Source organism: Variovorax sp. YR566 (assembly GCF_051992195.1).
Lineage (GTDB): Bacteria > Pseudomonadota > Gammaproteobacteria > Burkholderiales > Burkholderiaceae_C > Variovorax.
In genome coordinates this window covers 737,079-757,261 of the sequence record NZ_CP197092.1, presented here as the reverse complement: position 1 = coordinate 757,261, position 20,183 = coordinate 737,079, and the positions used below count along the sequence as shown (strand labels likewise).

Annotated in this window: 22 protein-coding genes; 10 read left to right on the top strand and 12 right to left on the bottom strand. The window is 67.4% G+C overall.

Translation table 11 applies throughout. The annotated features are described in order from the left end of the window. The first annotated feature begins 407 nt into the window (after positions 1 to 407). The 3 genes from ACTG4X_RS03575 to ACTG4X_RS03565 all read left to right on the top strand — a co-directional run bounded on the left by ACTG4X_RS03575 (position 408) and on the right by ACTG4X_RS03565 (position 2,143). Positions 408 to 1,121 carry a response regulator transcription factor gene (locus ACTG4X_RS03575; RefSeq protein ID WP_097200479.1) on the top strand — a complete coding sequence of 238 codons (714 nt, stop codon included), beginning with the start codon at positions 408 to 410 and terminating at the stop codon, positions 1,119 to 1,121. 75 nt (positions 1,122 to 1,196) lie between these two features. Next, positions 1,197 to 1,631 carry a DUF4019 domain-containing protein gene (locus ACTG4X_RS03570; protein WP_440533226.1) on the top strand — a complete coding sequence of 145 codons (435 nt, stop codon included), beginning with the start codon at positions 1,197 to 1,199 and terminating at the stop codon, positions 1,629 to 1,631. Positions 1,632 to 1,654: 23 nt separating this feature from the next. Next, on the top strand, positions 1,655 to 2,143 hold the full coding sequence (locus ACTG4X_RS03565; protein ID WP_097200481.1) for an NUDIX hydrolase: 489 nt from the start codon (positions 1,655 to 1,657) through the stop codon (positions 2,141 to 2,143). Between the two features lies 1 nt (position 2,144). Here ACTG4X_RS03565 and mnmA read toward each other — a convergent pair whose 3' ends face one another. Beyond that, complete coding sequence (gene mnmA / locus ACTG4X_RS03560; RefSeq protein WP_097200482.1) at positions 2,145 to 3,245, bottom strand: tRNA 2-thiouridine(34) synthase MnmA; 1,101 nt, start codon at positions 3,243 to 3,245, stop codon at positions 2,145 to 2,147. 185 nt (positions 3,246 to 3,430) lie between these two features. Between mnmA and ACTG4X_RS03555 the strand changes: the two genes are divergently transcribed. Continuing rightward, the gene (locus ACTG4X_RS03555) at positions 3,431 to 5,158 is read left to right on the top strand and encodes a long-chain-fatty-acid--CoA ligase (RefSeq protein ID WP_440533225.1); all 1,728 of its coding nucleotides are present in this window, start codon (positions 3,431 to 3,433) and stop codon (positions 5,156 to 5,158) included. 3 nt (positions 5,159 to 5,161) lie between these two features. On the opposite strand, the gene ACTG4X_RS03550 is transcribed toward ACTG4X_RS03555, so the two are convergent. Genes ACTG4X_RS03550 through ACTG4X_RS03530 form a run of 5 tightly spaced genes read right to left on the bottom strand, consistent with a single transcriptional unit; the run spans position 5,162 to position 10,936 of the window. Then, positions 5,162 to 6,157 (bottom strand): LLM class flavin-dependent oxidoreductase, encoded by a 996-nt coding sequence (locus tag ACTG4X_RS03550; protein WP_440534355.1) that lies wholly within the window; start codon positions 6,155 to 6,157, stop codon positions 5,162 to 5,164. A 45-nt stretch (positions 6,158 to 6,202) separates the two neighbouring features. Next, entirely contained in the window at positions 6,203 to 7,885 is a 1,683-nt protein-coding gene (locus ACTG4X_RS03545; protein WP_440533224.1) for an FxLYD domain-containing protein, read from the bottom strand. A 45-nt stretch (positions 7,886 to 7,930) separates the two neighbouring features. After that, positions 7,931 to 8,527, bottom strand: coding sequence for a hypothetical protein (locus tag ACTG4X_RS03540; protein ID WP_440533223.1), 597 nt, complete (start codon positions 8,525 to 8,527; stop codon positions 7,931 to 7,933). Between the two features lie 13 nt (positions 8,528 to 8,540). Next, positions 8,541 to 10,334 carry a VanW family protein gene (locus ACTG4X_RS03535; RefSeq protein WP_440533222.1) on the bottom strand — a complete coding sequence of 598 codons (1,794 nt, stop codon included), beginning with the start codon at positions 10,332 to 10,334 and terminating at the stop codon, positions 8,541 to 8,543. Continuing rightward, on the bottom strand, positions 10,331 to 10,936 hold the full coding sequence (locus tag ACTG4X_RS03530) for a DUF6891 domain-containing protein (protein ID WP_097200487.1): 606 nt from the start codon (positions 10,934 to 10,936) through the stop codon (positions 10,331 to 10,333). The genes ACTG4X_RS03535 and ACTG4X_RS03530 overlap by 4 nt, the downstream gene beginning before the upstream one ends. 206 nt (positions 10,937 to 11,142) lie before the next feature. On the opposite strand from ACTG4X_RS03530, the gene ACTG4X_RS03525 reads away from it, so the two are divergent. Continuing rightward, positions 11,143 to 11,904: a hypothetical protein gene (locus ACTG4X_RS03525; protein WP_440533221.1), complete on the top strand. Its 762-nt coding sequence runs from the start codon at positions 11,143 to 11,145 to the stop codon at positions 11,902 to 11,904. Positions 11,905 to 11,989: 85 nt separating this feature from the next. Here ACTG4X_RS03525 and ACTG4X_RS03520 read toward each other — a convergent pair whose 3' ends face one another. After that, a complete protein-coding gene (locus tag ACTG4X_RS03520; RefSeq protein WP_093053935.1) occupies positions 11,990 to 12,370 on the bottom strand; it encodes a helicase SNF2 in 381 nt (126 codons plus the stop codon). A 251-nt stretch (positions 12,371 to 12,621) separates the two neighbouring features. Between ACTG4X_RS03520 and ACTG4X_RS03515 the strand changes: the two genes are divergently transcribed. Further along, positions 12,622 to 13,098: a DUF6314 family protein gene (locus ACTG4X_RS03515; RefSeq protein WP_440533220.1), complete on the top strand. Its 477-nt coding sequence runs from the start codon at positions 12,622 to 12,624 to the stop codon at positions 13,096 to 13,098. A 1-nt stretch (position 13,099) separates the two neighbouring features. On the opposite strand, the gene ACTG4X_RS03510 is transcribed toward ACTG4X_RS03515, so the two are convergent. From ACTG4X_RS03510 to ACTG4X_RS03490, 5 genes are all read right to left on the bottom strand, one after another. Further along, positions 13,100 to 13,693 (bottom strand): biotin transporter BioY, encoded by a 594-nt coding sequence (locus ACTG4X_RS03510; RefSeq protein ID WP_093054258.1) that lies wholly within the window; start codon positions 13,691 to 13,693, stop codon positions 13,100 to 13,102. Between the two features lie 31 nt (positions 13,694 to 13,724). Then, positions 13,725 to 14,318, bottom strand: a complete 594-nt coding sequence (locus ACTG4X_RS03505; RefSeq protein ID WP_093053931.1) for an energy-coupling factor transporter transmembrane component T family protein — start codon at positions 14,316 to 14,318, stop codon at positions 13,725 to 13,727. Next, positions 14,311 to 15,057 carry an energy-coupling factor ABC transporter ATP-binding protein gene (locus ACTG4X_RS03500; RefSeq protein ID WP_097200489.1) on the bottom strand — a complete coding sequence of 249 codons (747 nt, stop codon included), beginning with the start codon at positions 15,055 to 15,057 and terminating at the stop codon, positions 14,311 to 14,313. The genes ACTG4X_RS03505 and ACTG4X_RS03500 overlap by 8 nt, the downstream gene beginning before the upstream one ends. 42 nt (positions 15,058 to 15,099) lie before the next feature. Beyond that, the gene (locus ACTG4X_RS03495; protein WP_440533219.1) at positions 15,100 to 15,936 is read right to left on the bottom strand and encodes an isocitrate lyase/PEP mutase family protein; all 837 of its coding nucleotides are present in this window, start codon (positions 15,934 to 15,936) and stop codon (positions 15,100 to 15,102) included. Between the two features lie 95 nt (positions 15,937 to 16,031). Then, positions 16,032 to 17,735, bottom strand: a complete 1,704-nt coding sequence (locus ACTG4X_RS03490; RefSeq protein ID WP_440533218.1) for a M14 family zinc carboxypeptidase — start codon at positions 17,733 to 17,735, stop codon at positions 16,032 to 16,034. A gap of 114 nt (positions 17,736 to 17,849) precedes the next feature. Here ACTG4X_RS03490 and ACTG4X_RS03485 point away from each other — a divergent pair, with 114 nt between their 5' ends. From ACTG4X_RS03485 to ACTG4X_RS03470, 4 genes are all read left to right on the top strand, one after another. Next, positions 17,850 to 18,563, top strand: coding sequence for a YebC/PmpR family DNA-binding transcriptional regulator (locus ACTG4X_RS03485; RefSeq protein ID WP_097200492.1), 714 nt, complete (start codon positions 17,850 to 17,852; stop codon positions 18,561 to 18,563). Between the two features lie 21 nt (positions 18,564 to 18,584). Beyond that, positions 18,585 to 18,983 (top strand): GFA family protein, encoded by a 399-nt coding sequence (locus ACTG4X_RS03480; RefSeq protein ID WP_097200493.1) that lies wholly within the window; start codon positions 18,585 to 18,587, stop codon positions 18,981 to 18,983. A 139-nt stretch (positions 18,984 to 19,122) separates the two neighbouring features. Then, on the top strand, positions 19,123 to 19,821 hold the full coding sequence (locus ACTG4X_RS03475) for an HAD-IA family hydrolase (RefSeq protein WP_440533217.1): 699 nt from the start codon (positions 19,123 to 19,125) through the stop codon (positions 19,819 to 19,821). A gap of 5 nt (positions 19,822 to 19,826) precedes the next feature. Beyond that, the gene (locus ACTG4X_RS03470; protein ID WP_440533216.1) at positions 19,827 to 20,183 is read left to right on the top strand and encodes a cupin domain-containing protein; all 357 of its coding nucleotides are present in this window, start codon (positions 19,827 to 19,829) and stop codon (positions 20,181 to 20,183) included.

Genomic DNA, 20,183 nt, shown 5'->3' with positions numbered 1-20,183 from the left:
GCGGGCAGAGCTTACAGCAAGATTACAGCCGCCCGCCGTCGCCAAAACGCTCTGTGGTTTTGACCCCAAAGTGCCGATGAATGCTGTCGCCATCGCTATTCAATTGATAGCAAATTCGGGTATTCGATAGCCGCCTCGCGAAGACCGCGGCACGTGTTCAACCTCGCGCCGTCCGAACTCCAGGCGGTTTGTCCAGCGAGAAATTCTCGACGGCCACCCATGACGCCCTCCATTCAGGATCTGCATTTGCATTCAACTGCCGTTAACTTCGTTAACAAGTGAACTGAAAACCTCGATTTGCGTGCATTAGTTGCAATTCAAAAACTTTACGTTAGTCGCAGATAGATACACTTCAGCCCAATCGTCAGTTCACAGAGACTGACGAAGGGGAGGAAGAAGGGGATGGAATGCGAATCGCGGTACTCAATGACGGTGCAGATCAATTCAAGCGAATCAATCGAACCATGGCGGCACTCGAGCACGAGTGCCATCCCTACACGGAAGGAAAAGCGCTGCTGCAGGCAATGCGCCGGCAGACCTTCGACCTGCTGATACTCGACTGGAACCTGTCCGACATGGAGGGCCCGGACGTGGTGAGGTCCATCCGTCACGAACTCAACAGCCGGCTTCCCATTCTTTTCGTGACCGACAAGCGTGACGAGGCGGACATGGTCGAAGGCCTCAACGCGGGCGCGGACGACTTCATGGTCAAGCCCACCCGTGCCGGCGAACTCGAAGCGCGTGTGAATGCGCTGCTGCGCCGGTCCTACCCGGCCCAGCACGAGATGGAACTGGTCTTTGGCCCTTACCACTTCTATCCGCCCTCGCGCGTTTTGAAGGTTCGCGGCGTGCAGGTCGAGCTGAAGAACCGGGAGTACGAGCTCGCGCTGTTCCTGTTCCAGAACCTCGGGCGACTGCTTTCGCGGGAGCACCTGCACGAGGCCGTCTGGGGCCTAGGCATCGAGGCGTTGTCGCGCTCGCTCGACACCCATATCTCGCGCCTGCGAACCAAGCTCGACCTGCGCCCCGCAAACGGCTTCCTGCTGCTGGCCATCTACGGCCTGGGCTACCGGCTGGAAACAATCGAAGCCGATGCGCTGTCCAGCATCAGCGCGCGCTGAGTCGGGAATCTCCGGCACGCTACAGTCTCCAACGCCCCCCGCCGTCATGTGCTTGCGCCACAAGGAATGAGACGAATGAATTCGATGATCCGGTTGCTGCTCGCCGCCGCGTTGTTCTGGAGCTGGTTCAGCCCCGCCGCTGCGCAGGAGGTCGAAGCCAGCGACATGGTGCGCGGCGGCATGCTGGCGATCCAGATGATCGACCAGGGCAAGGCCGGCGAACTGTGGGACGGCGCCACCCCGGCCACCCGCAAGCGCGTGACGCGCGCCGACTTCACCGGCCAGGTCGCCAGGAGCCGCGCCCCAATTGGCGCACCGCAGATGCGCACCTGGGTGGCGGTCAATCGCCAGGTCGTGGCCGACGCGGACAGCGAGACGGCCGGCCAGTACGTCAGCGTCGAATACGAGACCCGCTTCGCGAACAAGCCCGACGGCACGCTGCGCGAACTCGTGAGCTTTCACCTCGACAGCGACCGCGTCTGGCGCTTCAGCGGCTACGTGCTGAAATAAGCGCCCCAAACACGGCAAATCCCATGGCAGGCCCGCGCTGGAAACCCAACGTCACCGTGGCTGCGGTAATCGAGCGCGACGGGCGCTTCCTGCTGGTCGAGGAGCAGACCAGCGACGGCCTGCGGCTCAACACACCCGCGGGCCACCTGGACCCCGGCGAATCCCCGGCCGAGGGCTGTGCGCGCGAAACCCTCGAAGAAACCGCCCATCATTTCACGCCAACAGCGCTCATCGGCGTCTATATGGCGCGTTCCCGGCCGCTGGCCGAGCGCGGCGAAGACACCACCTACATGCGCTTCGCCTTCACAGGCATCCTGGGTGCATTCGAAGAAGGCCGACCGCTCGACGAAGGCATCGTGCGCACCATCTGGATGACGGCAGACGAAATCCGCGCCAGCGTGGCGCGGCATCGCAGCCCGCTGCTGCTGCAGTGCATCGAAGACCATCTGGCCGGCAAGCGCCACCCGCTGGACCTGATCCAAGTCGACGAATCGGTGCGGTCGTCGCCCTGAATCAGACGATGACGCCGCCGCCAAGGCAGCGTTCGCCGTCATAGAGCACGGCCGACTGCCCCGGCGTCACAGCCCATTGCGGCTCGCCGAAGCGCAAGCCGAACGCAGCGGCATCACCAGCATCCATCTCGCAAGCCGCATCGGCCTGCCGGTAGCGCGCCTTCGAGCCGTAGCCGCCCGGCACCGGCGCCTCGCCGGAGACCCAGCTCGCATCGTCCGCCTTCAGCACCGACGACAACAGCCACGGATGGTCGTGCCCCTGCACCACCCACAGCGTGTTCTTCTCGACGTCCTTGCGCGCCACGAACCACGGCGAGTGATCGCCCGAGCCGCGCTGCGCGCCCTTGTCCTTCACACCACCAATGCCCAGCCCCTGCCGCTGCCCCAGCGTGTAGAAGCTCAGCCCCTGGTGCTCGCCCAGCTTGCGGCCGCGGTCGTCCTTGATCGGGCCCGGCTCCTTGGAGATGTAGCGGTTGAGGAAATCGCGGAACGGCCGCTCGCCGATGAAGCAGATGCCGGTCGAGTCCTTCTTCTTCGCGTTGGGCAGGCCGATTTCCTCGGCGATGCGGCGCACCTCGGTCTTGTGCAGTTCGCCCACCGGGAACAGCGTCTTCGACAGCTGCGCCTGGTTCAGGCGGTGCAGGAAGTAGCTCTGGTCTTTCGAGGGGTCGAGCCCCTTCAGCAGTTCGTGCTTGCCGGTGGCCTCGTTCAGGCGCACGCGCGCGTAGTGCCCGGTGGCAATCTTCTCAGCGCCCAGCCGCATGGCGTGGTCGAGAAAAGCCTTGAACTTGATCTCGGCGTTGCACAGCACGTCGGGGTTCGGCGTGCGGCCGGCCTTGTATTCGCGCAGGAACTCGGCGAACACGCGGTCCTTGTAGTCGGCCGCGAAGTTGACGTGCTCGATCTCGATGCCCAGCACGTCGGCCACGCTGGCGGCGTCCACGAAGTCGATGTTCGACGAGCAGTATTCGCTGTCGTCGTCGTCTTCCCAGTTCTTCATGAAGATGCCGACCACCTCGTGCCCCTGCTGCTTGAGCAGGTGCGCCGTGACCGCGGAGTCCACTCCGCCGCTCAGTCCCACCACGATCCGTTGCTTTGCCATAAGCCCGCCATTGTCCCAGCCCGGCGGTAGGGGCTTCCCGTGTGTGGGAAATCGGGAAAACCCCTGTCGCCGGCTTGTCAGGCCCAGGTCCACAGCGCAAAGGCCCGGCGCTACAGTGCCGCTGAAGAAGGGCGGCGCAGACCCGCCACGCGATTTGCAACAACAGCACAGCGGAGACAAGACGCATGGCCACCCCCTCCCCCGCCGCCCTTTCCGGCGACAACACCCCCTGGACACGCGCCTACCCACCCGGCATGCGCTGGGACGCCGAGCTGCCCGTGAAGCCGGTGCAGCAGATGCTCGACGAGGCCGTCGAGCGCTGGCCCGACCACTCCGCCGTCGAGTTCATGGGCCAGGCCATCACCTACCGCCAGCTCGGCGCCGCGGTCGACCGTGCCGCCAAGGGCCTGCAAGACCTGGGCGTGAAGCCCGGCGTGCACGTCGGCCTCTACCTGCCCAACACGCCTCATTACCCGATCGCCTTCTTCGCCGTGCTGAAGGCCGGCGGCACGGTGGTGAACTACTCGCCGCTCGACGCCGAGCGCGTGCTGGCCCACAAGATCGAGGACAGCCGCACCGACATCCTCATCACGCTGGACCTCGTCAACCTGTACCCGCAGATGGCGCGCCTGCTCGACAAGTCGCGCCTGCAAAAGCTCGTGGTCGGCAGCCTCGGCGACTACGGCGCGATGGGCGACAAAGTGCAGGCCCAGCTGCAGGGCGCCGGCCAGATCGCTCCCGTGCCCACCGACGACCGGCATGTGCGCTTCACCGAGCTGCTGAAAAGCGAAGGCACGCACAAGACCCACCCGCTTGGCGACCTCGCCGAAGAAATCGTGGTGCTGCAGTACACCGGCGGCACCACCGGCCTGCCCAAGGGCGCAATGCTCACGCACGCCAACCTCACGTCGGCCTCGGCGCAGTACTACGAATCGACCAAGGGCGATCCGCCCATCCTGGCCGAAGGGGCGGAACGCTTCCTGGTCGTGCTGCCGCTCTTTCACATCTTCGCGCTCAGCGCCGCGATGCTGCTCGGCGTGCGCCTGGGCGCGGCGCTGGTGCTGCACACGCGCTTCGATGTCGACGCGGTGATGAACGAGCTCGCGGCCAGCAAGATCAGCGTGTTCCCCGGCGTGCCGACGATGTACACCGCGATCCTCGCCCACCCCAAGGCGAAAGAGATGGACCTGCGCTCGCTCAAGTTCTGCGGCTCTGGCGGCGCGCCGCTGCCGGTGGAGGTGGAGCAGCGCTTCTTCGCGCTCACCGGCTGCCACCTGAACGAAGGCTGGGGCATGACCGAGACCTCGCCCGTGGGCACCTTCACGCCCGCGCGCGGCGTGCGCAAGGCGGGCTCGTGCGGCATGCCGCTGCCGCAGGTGCGCATCAAGCTCGTGAGCCTTGACGATCCGGCAAAGGACGTCACCGCGTTCGGCGAGCCGGGCGAACTGTGCATCAAGGGCCCGAACGTGATGAAGGGCTACTGGAACAACCCGAAGGCAACCGCCGAGTCGATGACGGCCGACGGCTATTTCCGCAGCGGCGACGTCGCGAAGATGGACGCCGACGGCTACTTCTACATCGTCGACCGCACCAAGGACATGCTGCTGTGCGGCGGCTACAACGTCTACCCGCGCGTGCTGGAAGAGGCGGTGTACGAGCACCCCTCGGTGGCCGAGGTCTGCGTCATCGGCATCCCCGACGAGTACCGCGGCCAGTCGCCCAAGGCCTTCGTGAAGCTGAAGGAAGGCGCGAGCGAGCTGACGCTCGATGCGCTCAAGGCCTTCCTGAAGGATCGCCTGGGCAAGCACGAGATGATCGGCGCGCTGGAGATCCGGCCGGAGCTGCCCAAGACCGCCGTGGGCAAGCTCTCGAAGAAGGACCTCGTGGACGAGGAAGCCCGCAAGCGGGCCTGAGCTTTACTGCTTCGGCGCCTGTCCGAACGCGTTGGCCAGCAGCTCATAAGAGCGCAGCCGGGCCGCGTGGTCGAACACCTGCGAGGTGATCATGAGTTCGTTGGCGCCGGTGCGCGCGACGAACGCTTCCACGCCCTTCTTCACCGTCTCGACCGAGCCCACCGCGGAGCACGACAGCACCGAGTCGAGCAGCGCGTTCTCCGCGGGCCCGACCTTCTGACGATAGTTTTCCACCGGCGGCGGCAGGCGCCCCGGCCGGCCGCTGCGCAGGTTCACAAAGGCCTGCTGCCACGAGGTGGCGCGGAACTCGGCCTCTTCATCGGTGTCGGCCGCGAACACGTTGAAGCCCAGCATCACATACGGCTTCTGCAGCTGTGCCGACGGCTTGAAGGTCTCGCGATAGATCTGGATGGCCTGCATGATCTGCTGCGGCGCGAAGTGCGAGGCAAAGGCATAGGGCAGCCCCAGGTGCGCCGCGAGCTGCGCGCCGAAGGTGCTGGAGCCGAGGATCCACACCGGCACTTCGAGCCCCGCGCCGGGCACGGCCCGCACCGGCTGCTGCGGCGTCTTCGACATGAAGTCCATCAGCTCGATCACGTCCTGCGGAAACTGGTCTGCGTCCGATTCGAGGTTGCGCCGCAAGGCCCGCGCGGTGCGCTGGTCGGAGCCGGGCGCGCGCCCCAGGCCGAGATCGATGCGCCCCGGGTACAGCGATTCCAGCGTGCCGAACTGCTCGGCAATCACCAGCGGCGAATGGTTCGGCAGCATCACGCCGCCTGCGCCGATGCGAATGGTGGACGTGCCGGCCCCCACATGCGACAGCAGCACGGCCGTGGCCGCGCTCGCAATGCCCGGCATGCCGTGGTGCTCGGCCAGCCAGTAGCGCGTGTAGCCCAGCTTCTCGCCATGCTGCGCCAGCGAGAGCGAGTTGCGGAACGACTGCGCGGCGTCGCTGCCCTCGGTGATCGGGGAAAGGTCGAGGATCGATAACGGAATCATGGGCGCGATCATGGCGCGAACCGCCCAACGCCGTCGCCCGAGGGGCTATTCGGTTTGGTATAGCGTCGTCACGCTCGCGAAGTCGCGGCCGTTCTGCTCCACGTTCACCTGGAACGGCACGCTCTCGCCCGGCGCGATGGCCGGCAGGTTCTCCACCAGCTTGAAGCCCGTGAGCTGCCCGTTGCGGTCGCGCAGGCTGACCCACAGCCGCACCTTGCCGACGATGCCCGTGCCCGGGTTCTTCACGCTGCCCGTGACTTGCACGCTCTTGTAGGTGAAGCGCTGGCTGAAGTTGAGCAGCACGCTGCCGGTCTCGGCTTTGGTGCCCGTCACCTTCACCTCCAGCGGCTTGCGCGGACCCGGCAATGCCGCGCGGCGCATCGGTTTCCATTCGATGCGAGTCGCGGTGATGCGCTCCATGTCCTCGGGCTCGAGGAAGATCGGAAAGCGCTCGCCCGGATAGAGATACGCCAGCCCCGCGATGTTGGTCGTGCCATGCGCCTTGCTGCCGCTGAAGCGCGAGATCACGCCGCCCGGCGCGAGCACCACTGCATCGGCGCTGCGGTTCACCAGCTCGCCCAGGAACAGCCGCTGCTGGATGTTGTTGCGCCCGTCCACCAGCGGCAGCAGTTCGAGCTGCTTGTCGTCGAAGCGCTCGCTGTCGTCGGCCAGCAGGTCGTCGGTGCCCAGGCGCAGTTCGGGGTTGAAGGACTCGGGGCCGCCCACCGTGCGGATCACGCGGTCGGCATTCAGCACCGGCGTGCGCGTGCCTGAAGACTCGACCGTGCTGTAGCCGATGCGGTAGTCCCATGCCGCGATGGCCGTCGCGCGGCCGAAGCGCGCGATGCTCACGTCCATCGAAGTCCGCGTGCCCGGCTGGATCTCGTTGGCCTGCCCGTAGCCGTGGCCGAAGCCGATCACCTGCCCCGCGTCGTCGTACAGCGTGACCAGCACCTCGAAGCCGCCAAGCACCGTGGCGTCCTTGCGGTCGTTGGCGATGCGCCCCACCAGCCGCACGCGCTCGCCCTGCTGGATGAGCCGCACGCGCGAGAAGGCCATGCGCGGCCCCTGCACCGCGCTGTAGGGCTCGGCCAGCTTCTGCACGCGCAGTTCCTGCCGAGTGACGTTCTTGCCGTTGGGCATGTCGATCAACACGGGCGCACTTTCGCCGGGCTCCAGCACGGACAACGGCAGCATCTCGCTGCGCTCGTCGAGCTTGCTGTCGCCGTCGTAGTACGTGGCGCGAATGCCCGCGCGCGACAGCGACTTGCCGGTTTCGTTGCGCGCCACCACCAGCAGCTTGGGCATGGCCGAACTGCCGCTGCCCACCAGCACCTGGCGCGGCTCGTTGAGCTTCAGGCCATCGACGGGAATGGTGCGGTCGACCGCAGCGGCCACCACGGACCGCGGTGCACCGGATGCGGCGTCGCGGGAGTCGAAGAGAAACAACCCGACCACGCGAAACACCAGCACCACGCCCAGCAGGATGGCTATGGCTATGCCGACCTTGCGCAGCACCAGCTTCTGCCTCAGCGCCTCTTCAGCCGCGAGCCGGCGGCCGGCTTCGTTCTTCACCTGGTTGAGCACGCGCTCCAGCCGGTCGGACACGTTGTCTTCCACCAGCGTGACCGAGCCGCAGTGGTCGCAGGTGTATTCGTTGAGGCCGGTGCGCTTGAGCACGCTGCTGCCGCATTCGCCGCACTTGAGCGTCTGGAGGTCGATGGTCATTGAAGTGCTGCTCCCGTATTGTTTTTCCTGCGGCGCGCCAGCTGACTACCAGTCGAACAGGTCCGCGATGTCGCCGGCCTCGCTGGCGCCAATCAGCGGCGCGAGCCGCTCGATCAGGCGCGCGCGGTGCACCGGGTTGACGGAATCGTCGTCCATGAAGATGTCCTCGCCCGCCTCCTCCCACACCTGGCCGACAGTGCCGAGGCACGCGGCCATCTCGAGGATGTCGGCAAAGATCGGTGCATCGTCTTTCCACACACCCTCGCCATGCCGGGCGAACTGTATCGCGCCTGTGTTCAGGTCGAAGATGAAGGGGTCCGCGCCCTGGTCGGCCACCACCAGCCAGTGGTCGGGCCAGTCGGCAATGCGCTCGCCGGTGATGCCGTGCCAGCGGTAGCCGGCCTGCAGCTCCCACAGCCGCGCGAGCGTCGGAATGCTGAAGGGGTTGCCGGCGGTCGGCACCGTGAGGCCCGCATGGCCCACGCGGTCGTTGATCCACTCGCCGAGCGGGCCGACCTGTGCGTAGAAGGTTTCGATGGCGGCCGGCAGAGGGATCTCTCCGCGCCAATGCTCGGCGGCGGATTGCGGCGCCAGCGCGCCATGGGAAGCCAGCGCCGCGCGGGCCTGTTCGATCGATGCCATCTGTCCTCTCCGTTCAGGGGATGCAAGCAGCCTGCAATGCGGCGCGCAGGGCCTCGATGTCGCCCGGTGCTACCTCGCGCACGCCGGTCAAGCCTGCGAGGCCGCATGCGGTCGAGGCCACCACGGGCACCCCGGCTGCCACAGCGCGCAGCACCGCGCGTGGTGCGTGCTCGACGTGCGCGGGCAGCACGACGACGCTGGCGCCCGCCAGCCAGTCGCCTTGCCAGTTCATGTGTTCGATGTGCGCGATGCCGCGCCAGAGCTGCGCGTCATCCGAAGGCGAGCCCAGCACGCGCAGCCGGTACGGCCAGCCTTGCAGCGCCGCGGCAAGTTCGCGCGCGCCCTTGCGTGCCAGTGCGCTTGCGGCGAACACGACGAGCGGCGGCCCCCTGCGTTCGATGAAAGCAGCAGCCTTGACCGGGGGCAGCATCCAGTCGAGCTGCGTCAATGCTGCTTGCGGTGCCAGCTTGGCGAGCTGCCGGGCGACATCTGCATGCGGCGTGACCACGGCCTTCGCACGGGCAAGCGCCAGCGTCTCGGCGCGCACCAGCGACGGATCTGCGCGGAAGTCGCGCAGCGTTGCGTCACCGGGCCAGTGCCGGGCCGCGGCATCGAGCCGCTGTTCGATTTCGGCCATCGGCAACGCGCTGGCCAGCACGGTGACGCGGCGCCCGTCAAGCGCACCGATGCGCTGCAGGTGCGGCAGCAGTGCCTGCGCGACCACCAGTTCGGTGTGCTCCGGCGTCAGGCGGCTTGCCAAGGCTTGCGCGAGCCAGCGTTGGCCGTCGATCAGGCTCGCCTGCCGCCGGCCTGCATGCCGCGCCCAGAGCCGCTGCCACAGCGCGCGGCGCAGGCTCACGGCCCACAGTGTCTGCACGGGCACCGCCGTCTCACGGTGCCAGCCCGTCGCGGGCAGACGCCAGAACGCAAGCCGCAGCGGCGCCGGCTGCAGGCGCTGCGCGTGTGGATGTTCCTCGCGCAGGTAGCGGGCGAACTCCGGCGTCCAGCCATCGACCAGCACTGCGGCGCGGCCCTTGGGGCCGACGTCGACCTGGGGACGATGGCGAAAGCAGGAGGTCTGTTCGCAACTCAGGCAACCGCGCGCCAATGGCAGTGCTGCGCCCGCGTCGTCATTCGTTCGGCGCAGCACCACAGGAGCGGCCGGTGCCGCCAGCGGAGAACGCGCGCGGATGCGCAACACCAGTTCGCTATCGGTCAATTCCACTTCGAGCCGCCACGCATGCTTGGCGCGCAGCTTGAGATCGACGTAGTTCCAGAACACCGTCGCATCGACCGCGTCACTGTCGGCCGCGCCGGCCTGTTCGATGCGCGCCGTGTGCCCGTGGCGCTCGACCAGTTCGAAGCCCGCACGCACCGCCACGGTGGCGAGCGCGTTCGACAGCTGGCAGAGCCCGCCGGCCAGCGTCGGCACCACGCAGCCGCCGCGCAGCTCGCGGCCCTGCACGAAGCCGCGCCATGCGCCCGGCCGCCCCAGCTGGCGCCAGAAGCTCAGCACTTCGCCTGCTGGCACCTCGATGGCATCGAAGGCACGGCGCGCCACGCGCAGGTTCTGCACCTTGCCGGCCACGAGCGGAAACTCTTCGGCGCGGCCGTCGGACCACAAGGGAGTGCGGTATTGCGCGAGCACCGGCGCGTCGGCCAGTGCGCTGTCGCCGCCATGCCAGCGCCGGGCCGAAGGCCGCAGCGTCTCGCGCAACGCATGGGCCGTGGCCAGCAGCCGCGAGCGCAGCCAGAAATCGATCGCGTCGATGCGGCGCGGCGGCTGCCAGGCCTGTTGCACGCTCACGCGGAGGGGCCGCGCTTGCGCCATTGGCCGAGGTCGGCTTCGATGCGCTGGTCGACGTTGCCGCTCCATTGCACGCCGAAGCCGGCCGCGCGCAGCAGCTCGGCGATGCGATGGCCCACCACCACGGTGTTGGCTTCGCGCTGCTCGATCTCGGGGATCATGCCGCCGCTGAAGGCCAGGTGCAGGCGGCCGGTGCGCACCGCCGCGTCGAGGTCTTGCGCATGATAGAAGCAGCAGCCGCGAATGCCCGAGTCCATGCGCCCCGCGGCGCGCCATTGCTCGCGCACGTCGTCGTGGCCATCGGCGAGCGTGTTGCCTGCGCGGTGCAGCGCAATGATCTTCTCGCTGCGCAGCTGCGCGAACACGGCTTCGAGGCGGTCGTATTCGGTCTGCGCGGGCCACCCGGCCTCGGCCGCGCGCTTGGCGGCGCATGCACTTGCGGCCTCGGCCTTGACCCAGGCCCGGTCTTCGGTGGTGATCTCATCGGGATCGAGGTACTCGTCGGTGATCAGCCATTCGACATCGGCGTCGGGATAAAAGCCGCTCCACACCAGGTCGTGGATGCGTCCGCGCGTGTCTTCGGGGTCGAGAGTAAGGGCCATGCGTGTTGGGTTGCCGCCTCGGCTGCAACGGGATCATGCTTTCTTTTTTCCTGACGGAAGCGTGCTCGTATTTTCACCCGGCCGCACCACGATGACGCACTAATGCGAAAGCATGAAGTCTTGCGGCCACCCCTTCCGCGCCGCGCAATCATGAAGGATGCGCCGTGGCAAGGCAATGCGCCTTTTGGCGAAGGCAGCGCCGCCACATGGCCGGGAGCCGCACCGGCGTGGTGCTGCTTGTTTGCTGCGCGACTGGCTATGCTCGGCGGCTCTTCATGCTGCAGCGCCATTCCGCCATCGACCCGATCGCCCAGCCGGACGACGAAAGGCTGCCCACCGAATGGACCTCGCGCGCGCCACAGGCCACGGAGCGCGCGCCGAAGTCGGCCGCCGACTGGGCCGCGTGGCTGGTCGCGCTCGCGGTGCTGGTGTTCATGTCGGTCTTCGGCTTGCGGGCAATGACCTGGGCGCTGGCCGGTGGCTGGCAATGGCTCTGGCTGGCGGTGGGGCTGCCGTTCTTCGGGGTCTTCTCGGTGTCGGCGGTGCTGCTCGTCGTCACGAGGCTGCGCGAGCGCCGCCGGGTGCGCGTGGCGCTTGAAGGCATGTCGCTGGAGCGCGGGGAAGGCTTTCGCATCGGCGAGCCGTTCGAACTGCGGCTGCGTGCGACGGTGCCCGTTGCGCGGGAAGGCGAACGCACGGTGGCGCCAGAACGTATCGTCATGCGGCTGATGCGGCGGTCCCTCGTCGATGCGCCCGATGGCACGCGGTCGCTGGTCGATGAGTGCTGCGATGAAGCCCTCGCGTCCCGGGAGGATGCGCGGGCAGGGCGGCTGCTCTATGCCTGCGAACTCAGCGCAGGCTCCGGATACGGCGACGCCGCGCAATGGTTCGTCGAACTGCACGACCCGACCGACGACGACAACGCGCCCTTCCTCATCGCCGCGCTGCGGCTGCTGCCCGCGCGCTGACCAGGCGCAGCAAGCCAGACGCAAAAAGGCCGGGCCATGCATCGCATGGTCCGGCCTTTTGTCTCAGCCCCTGTCGGGGGACTGATTACAGCGGCAGTGCGTCACCGCGAGCGGCAGCGCGGGCTGCGGCACGCACCGCGGCGCGGTCCACCGTGCTTGCCACGACCGGTGCGACACCAGCTGCAGCGCCTTCGGCATACGGGTCAGCGCTGTGTGCAGCGGCAACTGCATCGGCGCGAACGGCGGCACGGCTGGTCGTCGAGACGATCACGCGAGCGGGGCCTGCGTCGGCGCCGGTGGCATAGGGGTTGGCGCTATGGGCTGCAACCACGGCCTGGCCGGCAACGTCGGCGCGGCTGGCGGCCGAGGTCACTTGGTGCACGCCTTCATACGTTTCAGCGTGTGCGGCACCGGCAGCGGCCAGCAGGGCGATGGAGATAGCGGAGAGGAGCTTAGAGGCGGTCATTTGGATGTCCTTCAATTCGTTTCAGTTCTTTGGATGATTTCGAACCGGTCTTGGGTGGGTCACCGTCCCTCCGGGGGCGGCCACCTCGCTCGGGGCCCTGTTCACCCAGATCGGCTTTGGGGCCGGTCTGTGAGATGAATTGTGCGCCGTTGTCTAAGTAAAAACCCTTAGAAAAAAGAACCACGGCGTTCACGAAGTGGAAACAATCAGCTGCTCCAAAGGGAGATCAGGGCTTGTCGTAGAGTCTTTGCATGAGCGCGCCGGCCCCCGCCTTTCCACCCCCGCCCCCCTGGGGCACTGCGGACACTGTCTTCGACAGGCTGGTGGGTGCATGGGACCTGGAACGAACCATCGAGGGCCAGGCCTCCATGACCGGCACAGCCGTGCTCACGCCGCTCGAGACAGGGATGCTGAAGTACCGCGAAGAGGGCCGGATCCGCCTTGCCGACGGCAAGGAATTCGACGGCCACCGCGAATACTTGTTCGAACGCGCCCCGGGCGGCTTCGTGGTGCACTTTGCCGAAACCCCGCCGCGCCTGTTCCACGCCATCGGCATCGTGCGCGACGGCGATGCGCTCGCCGGTTCGGCCACGCACCTGTGCATGCCCGACACCTACGACAGCAGCTACCGCTTTCTGGCGGACGGCTCCTTCACCATCCGCCACACGGTCCACGGCCCGCGCAAGGACTACCTCTCGGCCACCGTGTTCAGGCGACGCGGCAAGTAGCTCAGTCGCGGTCGAGCCGCCAGCCCGGCATGCCGCGCATCACCGTCTGCACGAGCATCGCGCAGATGCCGCACTTGATCAGGTCGCCGGGAATGAACACCAGCATGGCCAGCGCGGCCTGCGGCAGCGACATGTGGGCGATCAACGAAAGCCCGACGATGCCGAAGCCGTAGACCACGACGATCCCGCCGACCACTGACGACACAAAAGCCGCAACCAGCAGCCCCACGCCCGTGGCCCCGGCCATGCGACGCACGGCAAGGCGCATCAGCAGGCCGCAGGCGAAGGCCCCGAACATCCAGCCGAACAGGAAGCCCCCGGCCGGCGCCACGAACACGCTCAGGCCGCCACGGCCGCCGGGCAGCAGCGGCAGGCCCAGCGCCACCGCGAGCAGGAACAGCGCAATCGCCAGGAAGCCGCGGCGCGGCCCGAGCAGGCAGCCCGCCAGCATCACGCCCAGCGACTGCAGCGTGATCGGCACGCCGAACGGCAGGTCGATCTTCGGGATCAGGCCGAACACCGCCATCAGCGCCGCGAACAGCGCGATGTACGACAGGGAGCGGGACGAAGTGAGGGAGCCTGAAGTGGTGGTCATGGCAATCGCAATCGAGGAAAAGGAAGGAAGCTCAGCGCCCGAGCCGCGCGGCCAGCGCATCGGCCACGCGCTCCGCCGTCTGCAGCGTGCGGATGGTCAGCGGCGCCAGCAGCCGCAGGCCGCCGCCGTGGCCTGAACGCGCGCGGTAGGCGTCGTCGAGGCGCTGCCACTGCACATAGAAATTTTCGGCGAAGCGCAGCATCAGGCCAAGGCCCAGTGCGATCCGCTCGGTCGGCACGCCAAGGCGCTGCAGCGGATGCAGCACCGCTTCGAGCACCGCCAGCAGGTCTTCGAAGCGCGTGGTCAGCGTGAGCATCAGCGCGAGCGTGGCCGCGCTGGCAAGGCGCAATGCACTGGCCACGCCGAGCGGGGTCGTGCCCATCGCCCAGTGGAAGCCGACGATCAGCCCGCCAGCGACCGCCACGCCGACCAGCATGCGCACCCGGCGCCACGCAGGCGGCCCGAGCGAGACGAAGATCAGCAGCACCACCGCGCAGGCAACGGCCAGATGCACCGGCCGCTCGACCAGCACCAGCAGCGTGCCGCACACCGACAGCACCGCGAGCTTGACCCACGCCGCCATCGCATGCATCCACGTCGGCTGCTCCGAATAGAGGCTACGCATGGCGACCCCGCTCCGCCGCAGCGCGCTCGCGCACGTTCTCGGCATAGGCCTCGCACACTTCGCGGCCCGGCCCGTCGGCGCGCACCTTGCCCTGTTCGAGCCACAGCACGCGTTCGAAGTCGTAGACATGTTCGAGCAGGTGCGTGGACACGAGGATCTGGTGATCGCTCGCCTCGAGCTGCGCGGCCAATCGCGTCTGGCTCAGCAGATCGAGGCTGGCAAAGGGCTCGTCGAGCAGCAGCGTGGCGGGCTCGCTGATCTGCAAGGCCAGCAGGCACACCTGCTGGCGCTGCCCCTGGCTCAGCTCGCTCACGGCGCGCCCGGCCCAGGCTTCGAGCCCGCGCTGCGCAAGAAAATCGCGCGCCTGCTGCCGCGCCGCCTGCCGCGCTTCGCCGCGCGCCGTGAGGCTGAAGGCCAGTTCCTCGGCCACGGTCGGAAAGATGATCTGGTCGTCGGGGTTCTGGAACATCAGGCCCACGTGCTTCGACAGCTGCCTGCGGTCGGCCTGCGTGTCGCAGCCATGCACCACCACGCGCCCCTGCTGCGGCTGGTCGAGCCCGCTGATGAGGCGGAACAGGCTGCTCTTGCCAGCCCCGTTGTCGCCGACCAGGCCGATGCGCGTCTCCTGCAGGCTGAGCGTCAGCCCCTCGAAGACATGCTGGTTGCCGCGCACCAGCGTCACCGCCTCGAGGCGGATGCTGTGCGGGGAACTGGTTTCGGGCGGGGTCGGCTGCGGCAAGGGGCGCCCACTGTACCCGAACGCGCCATGGGGCCAAGGAGCTCAGGCAGTGGCGGCAAAGAGCCCGTTGATCTCTCCGACCGACAGCATGCCCTCGCCCATCGTGCCGAAGCGGCCATGCTCGAAGGCCTCCTTGGCGATGCGGTCCACCAGCCCCAGCGCCGACTGCAGCGGACCGCAGCCCAGGCTGATGCGCCGCGCACCGGCACGTGCCAGGCCATCGGCCGACGGTGCGCCGGCATAGCCCGCGTACACGTTCACGGGCAGGCTCAGCGCACCTGCCAGCCGTTCGATCTCTTCAAGATTGGACATGCCGGGCACGAAGATGCCGTCCGCACCCGCCGCCGCGTAAAGCTGTGCGCGGCGCAGCGCCTCTTCGAATCGTGCCACCGGGTCGTTCCAGGGCACGAAGTAGACGTCGGTGCGCGCGTTGATGAAAAAGCGCGCATCGAGCTTGCGGATGGCGGCGATGCGCTCGCACATCACCTCGGGTGATGCCAGCTCGCGCGTGCCCGGCCTTGTGCCGTCCTCGATGTTGATGCCGGCCGCGCCCATGCCGATCAGCGCGCTTGCCACGTCGCCCACCGCCTGCGTGCTGTCGCCGTAGCCCTGTTCGATGTCCACGCTCACCGGCACTCCCGTCACGCGGCAGATGCGCTCGCAGGCTGCGATCAGCTCGCTGACGGGCATGCGCTCGCCGTCCGCGTAGCCAAGCGACCAGGCCATGCCTGCGCTGGTGGTGCCGATGGCCATCGCACCGGCGCGCTCGACGATGCGGGCGCTGGCGGCGTCCCATGCATTCACGAGAACCAATGGATCAGGGCCGGCGTGCAGCCGGTGAAAGGCATCTGTCTTCTGTTGCGCGTCGCTGGATCGCATGTCTGGTCGTTCCAAAGGAGTTGAAGGATGACCGCAGCCTAGACGCAATGCGCCGCTGGGACTTGGAAAAAACTGCTGTCCGCGCCGCGACCTGCCTACATCAGCCCGACCACCGGATAGCGCCGCCACCCCGGCTCCGCATGGCGCCGGCCGTGCGCAAAGAGAAAGCCCAGCACAGCCTGCTGGTCAGACAGCTTCTCGGGGTGGTCCGCCTTCCACTGCTCGAACTGGCGCTTCAGCGCGGGCTCGTCCTCCAGCATCTGGAGTGCGGTGTCCTCGAAGACATAGGCCGAGAAGTTCTCCTTCTTCTCCAGCACGCTATTGAAGAAGCCCCAGCGGAAGAAGCTGTCGTGGGCTCCGGGCTCCAGCGTCTCGACCGCGTAGCGGGCGTTGGGTTGGTCCAGTGGCACCAGCACGTCGCCCACGCGCGCCTGGAAACGCTCGGTGTGCGTGGCGAGCACCAGCTGGTCATGGAACATGTGGCCTTCGTAGGCGCTCGCGCGTGAGGTCACGCTCTGCACGCGGTACACCCGGGCCGCATCGAACAACTGGTCCGCTTCCAGGCGCCGCAGCTCGACGCCGTTCCATTGCAGGCGCTCGATCACTTCGCGCCAGGCCTGGGGCACCAGGTAGGCCTTGGGCGCCGCGACCGCCAGATCTTCCACGCAGCGATCAAAGTGCACGATGTCTTTCTCCCAGGGCTGGCTGCGGTCGTAGGCCAGGCGCTCGTAGTTCCCGAGCCGGCTCGGCGTGCGAACCGCGCGATAGCCCTTGAAGCGAAGGCTCGCCGGCCGGCTGCGGTCGTTGCGCCATGTCAGCGGCCAGCGCGCCTGCTGCGCCGCAGCAGCCCTGGCGTCGCGGCGCAGATTCTGAATCTGCGCCGCATGCGCGACGGTGAATTCCAGCACCACATCGACCAGCGTCCGCATGGAAGCCACGCGGTCGGCAAAGGGCTTGAGCATGTGGGTCTCGGGCATGAAGCCGATGGTGTGGTGCAGCGCCGCATAACCGGTGGAAAAGCGCGGCAGGTCAAGGAAGTCCTCGATGCCGTCGTCGGGCGTCTCGGCCAGCAGGTTCATGTACGGGCAGGTGGGCCAGCCGCGTTGCGCCATATCGCCGTAGATCGCAGGCAGCATGCTTTCGCGCAGGAACTGCCCGAGCCCGCCGCCCAGCTTGTCGGGCTGGGTCGGGATCAGCGTCATGGTGTAGCTGTAGTCCGCGCCGTTGGAGGTGTGGGTGTCGACCATCACATCCGGGTCCCACGCGGTGAAGAAGCGGTTGAACACCTGCGCGGCCAGGCTGTCGCACTTGATGAAGTCGCGGTTCAGGTCCAGGTGCCGGCCGTTGCCGCGGAAGCCGAAAGATTCGGGCCCGAGCTGGTTCACGCGCGAGGTGTTCTGCCGGTTGATACAGCCGTCCACGTTGTAGACGGGAATGAACAGGAACACCGTGTCGCCCAGCGCCGCCAGCCGCCCGGGCTGCGTGCAGAAATCGCGCACCAGCGCCATGCAGGCGTCGATGCCTTCTGGCTCGCCGGGGTGAATGCCGTTGTTGTTGAAGAACACCGGGCGGCCCTGCTGCTTGAGCGTGTCGCGATCGAACACGCCGTCGGCAGTGACCACGCCGGCGTGAAGGGGAACGCCGGTGTCCGACACGCCGATCTCGCCCCAGCGCAGCACGCCGGGAAATTGCCCGGCCAGCCGCTCGTAGAAGGCGATGCATTCGGCCCAGGTGGTGGTCTGGTTGCCGTTGCCGGACTCGAACGGCGTGGGGTACTGGTTTTCGTGTGCAGCAGTCATGGGAAGAAGGCTACAGTAGTCGCCCCGATCCGGTCATCCAGCCCTTCTTTCTGCAAAGAGCCAGGAGCCTGCCAGGCACGGCCGCACGCACAACACACATTCAAGGAAACAGACATGGGCGCCCAATGGAAAGCGAAACACAAGGATCTGGCGGCCAATGCCAAGGGCCGGCTGTTCAGCAAGCTCGCCAAGGAAATCATGATGGCCGCGCGCAACGGCGCCGATCCGGCCTCCAACTCGCGCCTTCGGCTGGTCGTGGAGCAGGCGCGCAAGGCCTCGATGCCCAAGGACACGCTCGACCGCGCCATCAAGAAAGGCGCGGGCCTCACTGGCGAGGCCGTGCATTTCGAGCACGTGATGTACGAAGGCTTCGCGCCGCACCGCGTGCCGGTGATGGTCGAGTGCCTGACCGACAACGTGAACCGCACCGCGCCTGAAATGCGCGTGCTGTTCCGCAAGGGCCAGCTGGGCACCTCGGGCTCGGTGTCGTGGGACTTCGACCACGTCGGCATGATCGAAGCCGAACCCGCCAAGCCCGACGCCGACCCCGAAGTGGCCGCCATCGAAGCCGGCGCCCAAGACTTCGAACCGGCCAGCGAAGGCCACCCCGCAGTCTTCCTGACCGACCCCACCGACCTCGACCTCGTGAGCCGCGCGCTGCCGGCCCAGGGCTTCACCGTGCTGTCGGCCAAGCTGGGCTACAAGCCCAAGAACCCGGTCGATCCGGCAAGCCTGAGCGCGGCAGACCTGGAAGAAGTCGAAACCTTCCTGGCGGCCATCGACGCGAACGACGACGTGCAGAACGTGTTCGTGGGCCTGGCGGGCTGAGGCAGCTTCTTCATCGGCCGCATGCTCGCCGGCAAATGCCTCTGCGGCGCCGTCCACTACAAGGTGGCGGATGAATTCGTCTACGCGCTGAACTGCCACTGCTCGGACTGCCGGCGCGCGACCGGCTCGGCCTTCAAGCCCTTCGCGGGCATCGAGCGCGGCAAGCTCGCCATCACGCAGGGCGAAGACGCGGTGATGATCTACGGCAAGAAGGACGCGGGCGACATTCACTGCGCAAAGTGTGGCTCGCTGCTCTATTCGGTGGTGCGCGACGGCCAGTTCGTGCACGTCACGCTGGGCACGCTGGTCGATGCGCCAGCGATTCGCCCGACCGCACACATCTTCGTCGGCTCCAAGGCGCCGTGGTTCACGATCACGGACGACCTGCCGCAGCACAAGGGCCACGTCGGCGAGAACTGAGCGCTGCCGCGCAAGAAGATGCCACCGCGGCGCCGACAACCGCATCCTGTGCCGTGACGCGGCCCAAGTTCGGGCCCGCGCCCGCAGGGTGCGCACCTATGCTCGATGAAGTCCTCTTCTTCATCCTTGGAGCTTTTCCATGTCCCTGCAAGATTTCAAGGTCCTCACCTTCGACGTCGTCGGCACGCTGATCGATTTCGAGGGCGGCATGCTCGCCTACCTGCGCAGCGCGGCGCCCGATGCCGACGTGAGCGACGACGACTTCCTGGCCGCCTACCGGCGCGCGCGCGCCGACGGCAATGCCGGCTGGTACCCCGACGACCTGGAGCGCTGCTGGCACGCCGTCGCGCCGGCGCTTGGCTTGCCCGACACCGACGCCATCGCGCAGGGCCTGCGCGACTCGGTCGCGCAATGGCCGGCGTTCCCCGATTCGGTGGAGGCGCTGAAGCGGCTCGGCACGCGCTTCAAGCTGGTGACGATGACCAATGCCCAGGCCTGGGCATTGGCACGTTTCGACAAGACCCTGGGCTCGCCCTTCGACATGCTGCTGAGCTGCGACGACGCGCTGTGCGAGAAGCCCGACGCGCGCTACTTCGCCTATGCCCGCGGCCGCTTCGAAGGCGCCTGGGGCTTCAAGCAGACCGACAACCTGCACGTGGCGCAAAGCCAGTACCACGACATCGGCATCTCCAAGCAGCTGGGCATCACCACCTGCTGGATCGAGCGCCGCCATGCGCAGAAGGGTTCGGGCGGCACCATCGAGTCGAAGCACACCGTGCCCGACTACCACTTCCACACGCTGGCCGAGCTGGCCGATGCGGTCGAGGCCGGACGTTGAGCACCATGGGCATCACCATCCTTCGCCAGTCGGCCACCATCGGCGGCCTGCAAGACCAGGGCACGCCTGCACGCCCCCTGAGTCAGCCTCCCTGCCGGCTGAGCGGCATCGACGTCGAGCTCGCCGGCGCAGGTGACAACAAGAGCGGCATCTGGGAATGCGAGCCCGGCCGCTTCGAGCGCCAGCTGGCCAACGCCGAGGTCATGCACATCCTCGTCGGTGCCTGCACCTTCACGCCGACCGATGGCGCCGCGCTGGAGATCCGCGCGGGTGACACGCTGTTCTTTCCGGCGCACACCACCGGCGAGTGGCATGTGCACGAGACCCTGCGCAAAGTCTTCGTCGTAATCGCGCAGCAATAA